This window comes from Natrialbaceae archaeon AArc-T1-2 (assembly GCF_030273315.1).
Classification (GTDB): Archaea; Halobacteriota; Halobacteria; order Halobacteriales; family Natrialbaceae; genus Tc-Br11-E2g1.
The window spans coordinates 2,959,954-2,972,676 of sequence record NZ_CP127174.1 but is presented as its reverse complement, the minus strand read 5'-3'; the positions used below and the strand labels follow the sequence as shown (position 1 = coordinate 2,972,676).

General features: G+C 61.0%; 8 protein-coding genes. 3 read left to right on the top strand and 5 right to left on the bottom strand.

Annotated elements, in window-relative coordinates; translation table 11 throughout:
• Positions 1–64: 64 nt before the first annotated feature.
• Both QQ977_RS15330 and QQ977_RS15325 read left to right on the top strand, forming a co-directional pair.
• The gene (locus tag QQ977_RS15330; protein ID WP_285926647.1) at positions 65–1,930 is read left to right on the top strand and encodes a UvrD-helicase domain-containing protein; all 1,866 of its coding nucleotides are present in this window, start codon (positions 65–67) and stop codon (positions 1,928–1,930) included.
• Positions 1,927–3,063 carry a M24 family metallopeptidase gene (locus tag QQ977_RS15325; RefSeq protein WP_285926646.1) on the top strand — a complete coding sequence of 379 codons (1,137 nt, stop codon included), beginning with the start codon at positions 1,927–1,929 and terminating at the stop codon, positions 3,061–3,063. The genes QQ977_RS15330 and QQ977_RS15325 overlap by 4 nt, the downstream gene beginning before the upstream one ends.
• Here QQ977_RS15325 and QQ977_RS15320 read toward each other — a convergent pair.
• From QQ977_RS15320 to QQ977_RS15305, 4 genes are all read right to left on the bottom strand, one after another.
• Entirely contained in the window at positions 3,060–4,958 is a 1,899-nt protein-coding gene (locus QQ977_RS15320; RefSeq protein ID WP_285926645.1) for a rhomboid family intramembrane serine protease, read from the bottom strand. The two genes, QQ977_RS15325 and QQ977_RS15320, sit on opposite strands and share 4 nt — an antisense overlap.
• A 1,828-nt stretch (positions 4,959–6,786) precedes the next feature.
• On the bottom strand, positions 6,787–7,566 hold the full coding sequence (locus tag QQ977_RS15315) for an IclR family transcriptional regulator (RefSeq protein ID WP_285926644.1): 780 nt from the start codon (positions 7,564–7,566) through the stop codon (positions 6,787–6,789).
• A 143-nt stretch (positions 7,567–7,709) separates the two neighbouring features.
• Positions 7,710–8,441 (bottom strand): succinate dehydrogenase/fumarate reductase iron-sulfur subunit, encoded by a 732-nt coding sequence (locus tag QQ977_RS15310; RefSeq protein WP_285926643.1) that lies wholly within the window; start codon positions 8,439–8,441, stop codon positions 7,710–7,712.
• Between the two features lie 19 nt (positions 8,442–8,460).
• Positions 8,461–10,218, bottom strand: a complete 1,758-nt coding sequence (locus QQ977_RS15305; RefSeq protein ID WP_285926642.1) for an FAD-binding protein — start codon at positions 10,216–10,218, stop codon at positions 8,461–8,463.
• A 136-nt stretch (positions 10,219–10,354) separates the two neighbouring features.
• On the opposite strand from QQ977_RS15305, the gene argH reads away from it, so the two are divergent.
• Positions 10,355–11,857 carry an argininosuccinate lyase gene (argH, locus tag QQ977_RS15300; protein WP_285926640.1) on the top strand — a complete coding sequence of 501 codons (1,503 nt, stop codon included), beginning with the start codon at positions 10,355–10,357 and terminating at the stop codon, positions 11,855–11,857.
• A 10-nt stretch (positions 11,858–11,867) separates the two neighbouring features.
• On the opposite strand, the gene QQ977_RS15295 is transcribed toward argH, so the two are convergent.
• Positions 11,868–12,668, bottom strand: a complete 801-nt coding sequence (locus QQ977_RS15295; RefSeq protein WP_285926639.1) for a TSUP family transporter — start codon at positions 12,666–12,668, stop codon at positions 11,868–11,870.
• Positions 12,669–12,723: the final 55 nt, after the last annotated feature.

Below are 12,723 nucleotides of genomic sequence, written 5' to 3'. Positions count from 1 at the left end.
CGCCCGACGAATCGTCGCGTGAAACCCACGTCACTTATAGGTATCGCGCGCTTGCATGTGAGCAATGGCTACCACGGAGACGGAGATAACCCGGCTGTTCGGGGGTCCGGGAAGCGGGAAGACGACAGCGTTGCTCGACCACGTCGAAGAGATTCTCGAGGACGACGAGGTGAGCTTTCGGGACGTGCTCGTCGTCTCCTACACGCGCGCTGCCGCCCAGGAGGTCCGCGAACGACTCGCCGAACGCCTCGAGGTGAGTCCGCGGGCGTTACAGGGGAACGTCTGTACGATGCACGCGAAAGCCTACGAGCTGTTGGATCTCTCCCGTGGTGACGTTATCGACGAATCCGACAAAGAGGAGTTCTGCGAGGAGTACGGCCTCGAGTACGAAGACGAGTACAGCGGAGCCGGCCGACGAACGGCGCGGTCGACGACAATCGGCAACAAGATCATCGCGACGAGCCAGTGGCTCCAGCGGACCAACCGCGACGTCGCGGACTGGTACGACGTCCCCTTCCAGTGGAACGAAGAGGAGGTCCGTCTCCCCCCCGAGATCGATCCGAACGCCCAGGAAGGGAACAAGTACACGCCGACCTGGCCGAGCGACGACGATCGGATCGACGTCCCGGAAGCGATCCGTGCCTGGCGCTCCTACAAGGGCCAGGAGGGCAAGATCGGCTTCGCGGACATGTTAGAGCGGGTCAAACAGCGCTCGCTCGTTCCGAACGTCGACTACCTCGTCATCGACGAGTTCCAGGACATCACGACGCTGCAGTACGGTGTCTACCAGGAGTGGAAACCCCACGTCGACCGGGTGTTGATCGCCGGCGACGACGACCAGGTCGTCTACTCCTGGCAGGGGGCTGACCCCGCACTCTTGCTCGACGAAGAGGTCGACGAGGACGTCATTCTGCCAAACTCCTATCGACTCCCCTCGAACGTATTACACGCGGTCAACCAGGAGATTCGCCACATCGACAAACGACAGGACAAAGACCTCAAACCACGCAAGGAGGGCGGTTCGGTCGAGGCCTACGCCGGCCCGTCGATGCTCGATCTCGTTCGGATGGTCCGTCGAACCCTCGTCGAGGACGAGGGCGAGGGCACCATCATGTTGCTGTTTCGGGCCCGCTACCAGATGTTCCAGTTCGTCGACGAGTTCATCACCGAGGGGGTTCCCTTTACCGCGTTGACCGATCAGCGGATGTGGACCGACCGGCTCACACAGTACGTCCGCGCCGTTGAGGCGATCGACGCCGGTGAGGACGTCGACGGGCTGCAGGCCCGCCGACTTGCGGACATGCTGATGGACTCGGCGTTCGGCACCAACGATCGCGACGACCTGTTCGACGAGATCGACGAACGACAGGAAGACGCCGGCGTCGACGACCTCGAGGACCTGACGATTCCGGCAGACGTCATCGAGGAGTACGCGCCGTTTATGCCCGGTCCCGCCTCGGCCTCCGACATGGTCCGGAAGGTAACGAACTTCCAGAAAAAGTCGGTGCAGGCGTACTTCGCCATCGGCGAGTACCAGAGGATGGACACCGATCGCGTCCGCATCGGCACGATCCACTCCGCGAAGGGCCGCGAGGCCGACCACGTCTTCGTCGCGACCGACCTCACCGAGAAGGTCGTCGAACAGATGGCCGCCACGGTCGAAGATCCCAAAGCCGTTCCCGGCTGTGAGGAGTTCACCAAGTCGACCAACCCCGTGCCGATTCTCACCGACAACGAACGGCGCGTCTTCTACGTCGGCATGTCCCGTGCCCGCGAACGGCTCGTCTTACTCGAGAACCTCGTCGACGGCGCACCGACGCTGCCGGTCGACGTCCTGTTGTACAACCGTCTGACCGACGACGACCTGGAGGAACTCGTCGAGCAGGCCCAACAGCCAGTCGAGGACGAACTCGAAGCCGAAGCGCCGTGACCGATCGGCGGACGCATCTCCAGGAAACGATCGAGACGACGCTCACAGATCGTGACGCAGGCGCGTTCGTACACGTCGGTCCGGCAGCCAATCCGTCGGTTCGGTACTGCCTCGAGAGTGACGCAAGCGAGACGGACAGCTCGAGCGCGCTCTCCGGCGTCGGCCGCCACGCCGTCGCCGTCACCGCAGACGACGGACTCGAGCACGTCAGTGCGGACGAGAACGGAGTCGGAACCGCCCACCCCACCCAGGAACTCGCCACCCGGCTGTCTGACCGCGGGATCTCCGGACCGGTTCTCACGCCCCGGACGATTCCCCACGACGCCGCGTGCTACCTCGAGCAGGCAGGGTTCGAACTCGCCTCGAGCGACGCTCTCGAGCGAGCGCGTGCGGTCAAGACGCCCGCGGAGCGGCAGGCCATCGAACGGGTTCAGGCCGCCGCAAGCGAAGGCGTTCGAGCGGTCGCGTCGTCGCTTGCCGATGCGTCGGTCGTCGACGATCACGGCCACGACCGTCTCGCGGTCGACGGAACGGTACTGACCCCACAGCGACTGCGCCGGACGGCCGACGAGGCCGTCGTCGCCGCCGGCGCCTACCCCGCGGGAACCACCGTCGTCGACGCGGGCGGCCGGGCGGCCGACGAGGAAGTTCGTCCCGGCGAGGCGATCACGGTCGCACTCGCTCCCCGCGGTCCCGACGGCTACCGCGGCGGACTCGCTCGCACGGTCGTCGTCGACGGCGACGGCGGACGGGAGCGACGCGCCCACGTCGCCGTCACGGGCGCACTGAAATCGGCCCGTGCGATGCTCGCCGGTGGCGAGACGTCGGTTCCGGCCATCAGAGGCGACCTCGAGGCGGAGGTCATGGCCTTCGGTTTCGACGACGGTATCGAGACGACGGTCCACGGCGTCGGCCTCGAGCCCCACGAACGGCCCGGCCGTGACGAGACCGTCCAGACGGGCGCGGTGGTCCGACTCGAGGCGGCGGTGACCGACCTCGAGGGCGGAGCCGTCAGGATCGCGGATCTGGTCGTCGTCGACGGAGCCGAGACGCGTCCGCTTGCCGCGCCGTCACGGTCGCTCGCGCCGGACGCACTCGTCGAGTCGGCGGCTGACGTCGCTTCGAAATACTAGTTCGTCGCGCTCGGGTACGTCTCTCGTTCGGCGATCTGGACGCGTGCGTCGTCGGTCGCTGCCACGACGCGTGCTGCGTCGCCCGACTCGACCGTCGAGAACGAGAGGTCACCCACGCTCGTCGACTCGCCGACGTCCGGCACCGACGCGGTGCCGACGTCCTCGCCGTCGGCACTGACCTCGAGGTCGAACCCGTCGTCGGTCGGGACGACGTCGACGGTGTGACCGTCGAGTTCCGCCGCTGCACTGGCCGACTCGGAGGTAAACGCCCGGGTCGTTTCTCCGTCACCCTCTCGCGCTACGTCGACCGCGTAAACCGTGTCGTTGCCGAGGACCTCCCAGCCGGTACGTTCGACGTGGATCGTCTCTCGCCAGTCGACGCCACCCACCGTGACGTTGCCCTCGCCTTCGAACGCGAGCAACTCATCGGTGACACCAAGGGTCCACATCTCGCGTTCGTCGTTGACGACGATGACGCCGCTTACGGTGCCGTTCTCGGCGTCTTCCTCTTCGCTGACGTCGATGACCCAGCTCTGTCCGCTGGTCGTGTTCTCGGCGTAGGTCACCGCGTAGTCGTCGACGGCCATCGCGTTCGTCTCCGGCACCGCGTCGTCCCCGACGACGGTCAACCCCATCGGGACGCTCACGAGCGCGACGAGAGCAGTGACTACCACGAGAACGGTAGCTGCGGCGTGTCGCCGCGAGACCGGCGTCGGAATGACGTGATCCGGAAGCACCACCGTGAGTCCGGGCACGGCGAGTACCGCTGCGAGGACCACCAACACGCCGATCGACAGCACGATCGCGTCACCGACGAAGAAGACACCACCGACGCCGAGCAGGAAGCCGACGAGGACCACCGCGAGCCAGGCGATCGACAGCGTTCGCCTCGAGGGTATCCAGTCGACCCCTCCGAACGGTCGTGGAATCCGCCGATCGCTACCCGCGGCGGCTCCCGCAACTACCAGCGTCACCCCGACGACCATCACGACGCCGACGCCTCGATAGAGGACGTACTCGTCGGCGCTACCGCCCAGGGGCAACAGCCACAGCGCCTGGACAGCGCCGACGACGAGCACGCCGAACGCGAGCGTCGCGAACGACGGGCGACGCCCGCGACGCGACAGCAACGCGACGGCGGCGAGCGCGCCGACGAGAAACCCGAGCAAGTGCGCCTGAAAGCCGACGCCGGCCCACCCCGGCGGCATCGGCGGCCCCACCTCGACGGTCTCGCGGACGACGGGGCTGGCGAGCGCGTCGATCACCACCGACAGGCTCGAGGTAACCGCGAGACCGACGACTGTCGCGAGCGGATAGACGACGACCGCGAACCCGACGACGGCGTAGACGGCTCCCGAAAAGCCGAGCCCCGGTCCGAGCGAGAACGCAGCCGTGAAGAACGCGACCACGAGCAACGCCGCCGGAAACGCCACGAACGCTCGGAACCCAGGATGCACTAGCAAGCCGTCCCGTCCGCCGTCGGCCCGACCCTCGGATTCTTCGGTCGGTTCGCTGTTCCGTCGGTCCGGCCCGGGATAATGACCCCAGGCGTACTCGGCGATCACCCCGAAGACAGCCGTCGCGGTCATATTCGAGAGCAGGTGATTCGGGCCACCGTGAGCGAGCCCCGCCGTGAGAAGCCCCTCCGGATAGAAGTACGACCACGTGACGAACGCGTACGTGACGGGGTCGTCCCAGTGATCCAGTCCGCCCTGGACCAACAGGTAGAAAGCAACGACCACCACGACGGTGACGGCGGTTCCCCACGGTACGCCGTAGAGCAACCGGTCCGAAGCGGCCGTTCGCCACCGCCCGCGCCCGTCGACGTACCACGCGACGCCGACTGCGAGAGCGAGGGCGAGACCGACTGCGACTCGAGTTGGCGTGATAGACATTATGATAACCGTTTTCGTAGTACCCCGTCAATGTTCGGTCGGTCTGACCGTGTTCAGACACTACTCCGGCCTGGGACCCCACCACGAAAGTACGCAATCTGCACGCTCTCCAGCAGGGAGTATGGTAGTTCGTCTATCGACGGCTCCGGTTCGTATCTCGGTCACAAATATATCATATTCAAATACAACTTTTCTCATAAACATATATAATATCATATGGGTTCGGCGGACCGACCGTGCCTGAACGATGAAGGACGAGATATAGCAAGTGACAGGCCTCACGACGCAGTATCTATCCAGCGCGAGCGGTCACGCACACCTCGACGTTTCTCGATGAAATGTCGAAAGAGACTACACCGGGAATGCCGATCTCGGTCGGTTTAATGCCATATTCTGCAGATATGCGTTTTGATTACAGCTTTCAGTCTCGGTACGAAACCGTGTGAGCCAAACGACCACAGAAATACCATTTTAGAAATAGTAAAGGAGATATAGCAGATCTATGAATATTATAGGACCACACTCCAGCAGCCGTCGGAGGACAGTCACGTACGGCCCTTCTCAACGATCCCTCGATGAGACTTTCTTCGACGAACCCGTCGACGGAGCGCGGCTCGAGATGCTGTGTTTATCGTCGATCCCGGAGACTGGTTACAGCGAGACGTCACCGCCGAAGGCACGCTAGTGCTACGAACGCACGATAGATACGGTTGCGCCGAAGCACCGTCCAGGAAGTGAATCTCTCCACTGGTTCTCGCGGTGTATGCTACATTTGCCATCGGTTTCAGCCCACCTCCGCCAATCGTAGCAAACCCAAACGCATGAAATATATCTAATGACGTTTTCGTCGGACTTCTTTCGACTCTCTGCCAACCTATGGAAACAATAATATAACTACTTTATTTATGTGTCCAATATGGGAGGCATATTCTTCTCCTCGAAATAATATTAGTCTACCATTGGAACGCTACTATAGTAATATTGATATAGTCTTCGACGACATCCGAGTGTGATGTTGAGGCCGGAAGTTTAGGATTTAACACCCTGTATTGGCATGTGGCTAGATAATTCACTTCCAAATATTCACCAGCTTAGCCATACCTAACCTAGATTATATATTGGCCATATAGTGTATAGCACATAGTATGTGAAATTTGAGATGGTGTGGTCGACCACTCGAGCCTGGATCGACGATGGCTGATGGGAAATAAAGCCAGAAAATAATATTTATTATCTGTTACTATAGCATGTCTATACTGACCCGTTCGAAAGGAGGAAGTGACGAGGGATATCCATCGCAGTAGCAGCGCAGGCTCGAGATTACGTACGATAACAAACCGTGCTGTTTCATCGGTTCTATCCGACAAGGCTGTTACAGTCATATGTATGTGATCTAATTGGGAGATTCGGTACCGAGGCACTGTCGATCTACCTCTGTCCAAGCAGACACTCCCATTACAACAATATGCTTGTAATTCTTCCGAGAGTCCTCGGCCACGAGCGTCAGAGGCGAAAGTCGAACCCGCCAACGTTCTCGTGGTATCGCCCCGACGATACTCGAGCGAGAGAGTCGGTGACAGCGTCGCAGTCGAGCTGTTCGTTGGTATCGAACTACGGACGCATCTCGCTCGAGCTCCTGCCCAAGTATCTGCCGTTGCCGGTAGCGGCCACGAACAGTGCAACAACGGATACACGACTTACTCACTTCGTCTGGCTCGATACCGACTGCTCCTGAATGCCGGACGACGTCGCTACCTCTCCTCTGTGTGCGCGTCCGCTCGTGACGTAGACGAACCGCTCGGATCTCAGTAATCCAGTGCCGGTTCGACTACATCGAACGGTGGTTGCGAATGTTGATCTCGAGTTCGTTCGTCGCGCCGAGCAAGAGATCGACGAACCGGTGTTGCTTGTTCTCGGCTTTCAGTCGGTTTTTGGGTCCGGAAATCGATAGTGCACCCCTGACGACGCCGGTCTCGTCGACGACCGGCGCGCCGATCGCGTACAATCCGGATAGGGACTCCATGTTGTTGACGGCGTAGCCACGCTCTCTTGTCCGCTCTAACTCCGCGAACAGCTCGTCCTCGTCGGTGATCGTGTTCGATGTGATCTCCGGCAGGCCGTGCTGATCGACGATTTCGTCGACGCGTGACTCCGGTAAGTGCGCGAGAATCGCCTTCCCGGACGCCAGCGGGTGTAAGTGAACGCGTTGCCCGATACGGGCTGGCGGATGTACCGGATGGTCCCCCTCGGCTCCCGTAAGGTAATATCCCAGTCCGTTTTCCTCGACGACACACCACGCCCGTTCGTCGGTCTTTGCCGCCAGCTGTTTGACCTTCTGTTGACCGATCGTGTACAGGCTGTACGAGGTCTGAACGTATTTACCGTGATTCAGAAACTCCAGCCCGAGGCGGTATCCGTCGTCGGTTTTGACGACGTATCCCCGTCGGCGAAGCGAGGTCAGGTGACCGTGGACGGTACTCTTTGCGAGTCCGACCTCCGACGCGATCTCGGTGACGCCTGCACCATCCTGCTCCCTGATAAATTCGACTATGTCGAACAACCGCTCGTCGGACTTCACTGCACGCCCCCGCGCGTTGTTTTCTGGCATAGGCGCCAATAACAGTGACCAGAATATAAATCACGTGTTCGATCCTATCGAATCGAGAGGAGTGGTAAAGCAACGCATAGCTACCCGTTCGAAGGGCGGATACAATTCCGATTGTAGAGTTGGAAGCAGTACGTCTATCGCTCTCAGTCCGAGGAAAAGAGACGTGCTTTGATTCCACGTTTGACGGCGTCCCGTTTGAGCAGTTGGATACCCTCCGAGACGGGGATATCCTTGGGACACACGTCACTACACTCGCCCTGGACGTGACAGCCCCAGACGCCATCGGTCTCGGAGAGCCGAGCGAGACGTTCGTCAGTTTTCGTCTCCCGCGAGTCCTTCAGAAGCGTTACGGCCTTGTTTATGGCGGCTGGGCCGAGATACGTCTCGCCCGCAACGCTACAACTCGAGTAACACGCACCACACCCGACACAGTCCGTTCGAGGATCGATGACTTCTCGTTCTCGAGAATCGGGGGGTATCACTGCGGTTTCGCTGTCCTCGTCTCTCCCGTCGGCTTCGAAGGATGGATCGATCTCCTCGAAGCTCTCGAAAAACGGATCCATGTCGACGACGAGATCCTTGATGACTGGTAAGTTGTACATGGGTCGGACGGTGACGTCCTGGTCAGCGAGATCGGTGACTGGCGTCTGACAGGCGAGCCGCGCCTTTCCATTTATCTCCATACAGCAGCTCCCACAGACACCCTGCCGACAGGAAAACCGCATCGAGAGGTTCTCGTTGAGCGTTTCCTGGATGTAGAACAGCCCGTCGAGTACCGACGTCGATTCGGTGATCGGGACATCGTAGGATTCGAACTGTGCCTCATCGTCGGTCTCCGGATCGTAGCGATGAACGGTGAATTCTTGTTCGGTCATTGGTAGATTTCGGTTTGGATCAGTCACTCTTTGCCCGTCTGTCGTCAGCGTCCGACACGGTCACGAGGGCGTCCTCGACGTCGTTCGGGTGCGTCCGACTGAACGCGGCGTTTTCCTTCCAAAGCTCCATTCCGTCGTCGGTGCGCCTGACGTAGACGTTGGCGATCCACTCGTCGTCGTCGCGCTCGGGGTAGTCGTCGCGGTAGTGTGCCCCCCGGCTCTCCGTCCGGTAGCGGGCACTTCGTGCGACCGTCTCCGCGATCAGCGAGAGGTTCTCGAGGTCCATGTACTCGTTCCACTCCAGGTTGTACCTGCGGGTCCCCGACACCGCGACGTCGTCGAGTGCGTCGCGAATCCCGCAAATACGTTCGATTCCCGTGTCGAGTTTCTCCCCGGTTCGGACGACGCCGACGTGCTCCCACATCACGTCCTCGAGTTCGTCACGGAGGTCGTATACGTCGGCTCCGTCCTCCCGGTCGAGAGGCGCTGTGACCCGTTCGATCACGCGTTCTACTTGTTCTGAGTCGTACGACGGGCGCGGTCGGTCCTCGACGTAGTCCGCGACGGCCTCCCCGGCTTGCTTGCCGAGTACCGTCGAGTCGACGACGCCGTTTCCGCCCAGTCTGTTCGCCCCGTGGGCACCGCCAGCGTCTTCCCCAGCGACGAACAGTCCCGGCAGTTCCGTCCCACAGTCGGAGTCGATGGTGACGCCTCCCATGTGATAGTGAGACGTCGGCGATACCTCGACTCGCTGGGTCGAGAGATCCTGTCCGACGTTTCGCGTTCGCTCCGTCATTCCGGGGAACGTCTCCTCGACGAACTCGGTTCCGAGGTGGGTCGCATCGAGTAACACACCGCCGCGTTCCGTTCCTCGACCGTCGATGATCTCCTGGTAGCTCGCCCGGGAAACGATATCTCGCGTCGCCCGTTCCATCTCCTCGGGCGCGTACTTTTCCATGAACCGCTCGTCTTCGGCGTTGTAGAGATGTGCTCCTTCCCCACGGATTCCCTCTTCGATGACGCCACCCGTGAGTTTCGTATCTCCCGCCAGCAACCCAGTCGGGTGAAACTGCATCATCTCCATGTCCTGCAGCGGAGCGTCTCGACGGTACGCCATCGCCTGTCCGTCCGCAGACTTCTCGAGAGCTGGCGTCGAGATACGGTACATCGTCGCGCCGGCACCGGTAGCGAGGACGACGGCCTTGGCGGTAATCACCTCGAACTCGCCGGAGCGCATGTCCAACACGACGACGCCGACGACCTCACCGTCTCGAGTCAGGAGGTCGACGGCCCGGGTCTCCTCGAGGAACGTCACGTCGCGGGTCAACAGCTCGTCACGGATCTTCGTCATGATCTCGATCCCGGTCAGATCGCCCTTGTGGACCGTCCGGTCGAACGACTGTCCCGCGAACGGCTTTTGATGGATGTTACCGTCCTCGTCTCGGTCGAAGAAGACCCCGAGATCGTTTTCCAGTTTCCGAATGACCTTCGGCGCGTTCTCGACCAGCGTCCACGCTAGCTCCTGGTCGTTGATCCACTTTCCGCCCTCGATGGTGTCTACGTAGTGGTCCTCGATCGAGTCGTCTGGATGGAGTACTGCGTTGTACCCTCCCTGCACCATGCGGGTGCAGCCGCTTTTCCCGGCGAGTTTCTTGACGACGACGGTCACGTCGAGATCATCGGGGGTGTTATCGTCGGCATACATCGCCGCGAACAGCCCTGCACCTCCGGCACCGATGATCGCTACATCGGTTGCTCGCTCAGCGTACTGAACCATGTGATTTGCTACAACAAACTGTAGGTATTTGAGTCTAACCCTGCTGCCGACGACTTCGATCTCCGGTTCGCGTCTCCGTGATCGGTCCCGACGTCACCCCCTGGATTTATACTGTCCGGACGACAAGCGAAAGTCGATGTCGTCAGACGAGAAAATCTCACGGGAACGACTAGAGACCGCACCGGGCGAAGTGTACACGGAAACGATCCAGCAACCGACGTACGAGTTCAAGCGCGACCACTACTTCTACCCGCTCATCGAGACGAACAAGGCCTGGACGGTGATGCTCGTCGAATCGGGCATCGTCGACGAGGACGACGGCGCACAACTGCTGAACGCACTCGCGGATCTCGAGGACGAAGGGCCGGAGGTACTCGGGGAGTACAACCCGAGCCTCGAGTACTTCTACTCGCACATGGAGTACCAGCTCAACGAACGGGTCGGCGAAGACGTGGCCGGCAACATCAACATCGGGCGAACCCGTCCCGAACCGCTCGCCAGAATGGTCGAACGCGAGTCGTTACTCGACGTGCTCGAGTGCGTCGTTTCGCTACGGAGCACGCTCCTCGATCTCGCCGAACGGGAGATCGAGACGGTCATGCCACAGTGGACCCACTACCAGCACGCGCAGGTGTCGACGGTCGCTCACTACCTGCTGGGAATCGTCGACTCGCTCGAACGCGACACCCGGCGGCTGCTCGGTGCGTACGAGACGGTAAACGAGTGCACCCTCGGCTGTGGTGCCCTCTCCGGAGCGTCGTACGATCTTGATCGACAGCTCGTGGCAGATCTGCTGGGGTTCGACGGCTACAAAGAGAACACGATAGACTGTGTCTCCGGTGGCGACCATCACATGGAGCCGGCCACGGCGATGGCGAACATGATGGTGACGTTGAGCCGGTTCTGCCAGGACCTCTATACGTGGCACACCTGGGAGTTCGACTTCGTCGAGATCGGCGACGAATACTCCGGCTCGAGCAGTCTCATGCCACAGAAGAAAAACCCGTACCCGTTCGAGTACGTCCGTGGGCGGGCAGCGTACGCGGTAGGGCACGTGTCTGCCGTCTTCGAGACGCTTCACAACACCAACTTCCAGGACATCAAAGACGTCGAAGAGAACGCGGTCCACCCCCTGTTCGACGCGTTCGAGGAGGTTGAACGGTCGCTTACGCTTCTCGATGGGACCGTCGGAAGCGCGACGTTCAACGCCGAGGAGATGGAGCGACTCGCGGCCGAAGGGTTCGCATCTTGCAGCGAACTCGCGGCCAAGATCGACCGCCGGACAGACCTGACGTACCGCACGGCCCACCGAATCGTGGGCGATCTAGTCGGGCGTGCACTGGATCGGAACCTCGACGCAACCGAGGTCGACGCAGACCTCGTCAACGAATCGGCCGTCGAGATAACCGGAGACGAACTCGACATCGACGACGAGTTCGTTCAGTCCGCGCTCGATCCTCGGGAGTTCGTCGAGGCTCACGACGTTCCTGGCGGTCCAGCTCCGAGAGAAGTCCAGCGGATGATCCAGGACCGACGGGCAAACCTCGACGAGGACGCTGTCACCATCAACGGACGGCGCGAAGCGCTCGAGAACGCCAGTGACGAACTCGCCGACTGCGTCGATACGATCCGCTCGTAGCCTGCGGGCCCTACCAGCCGAACCCGTTCAGAAGTAGCCGAATACCGATCACGGCCAGGAGTACCTTGATCAACAGCGTGAACGTCTCGTCGTCGATGTGCGGTCGGAAGGCGATTCCGAGCGTCACCCCGACGAAGATCGGGACGGTAAAGACAGCGCCAAGCAGGATCTCTCTGACGTGTAACAGACCCGCGCGGGCGAGAAAGAGGACTCGAACGGCGTGGGCGATGAGAAACAGTGCAGAGACACCGGTTACGAACACCGCCCGACGATCCGTGATCGTGTTCAGGTACGTATGAATGACAAGCGGTGGGCCCGGTGCGCTCACCGCGCCGCCGAGGAGACCGCTAAGCGATCCCGAGAACGCTCCCGCGCTGTCGCTGGAGGCGTGTTCCTGTATCCGCTCTTCGACGTGCTGGAACCCGAGAAAGAGCATCACGTACCCGGCGATGAACAGGTACAGAAGTTCCGGCGAAAGGACGGTGAGCAACCAGACACCTGCGAACAGACCGACGACGAGAGCGACCACGAACGGGATCTGCTCCCGGAGAAACCCCACAGGAACACCGTCTCCGGCCAGTACGACGACGTTCGATACGAAAAACGGGATCGAGAGCGCTACTAAGGCGATCTGGGGAGGGAATACCTGGACGAGTCCAGCCACCGTGATGAGACCGACTGCGAACCCAACGGTGCCTTTGACGAAACCACCGAGGAGAAGAATTCCAAGCGCGAGGACGGCCTCGAACGCGGTGAGTTCGATCCCAGCGACGGTGTAGACGCTCGACGCGGCCAGAGTAGCTGTTACCATGTCACGGCGGTACACTCGTATCGGCTACGAAGTATATGTTTTGTCTCCGGTGAAT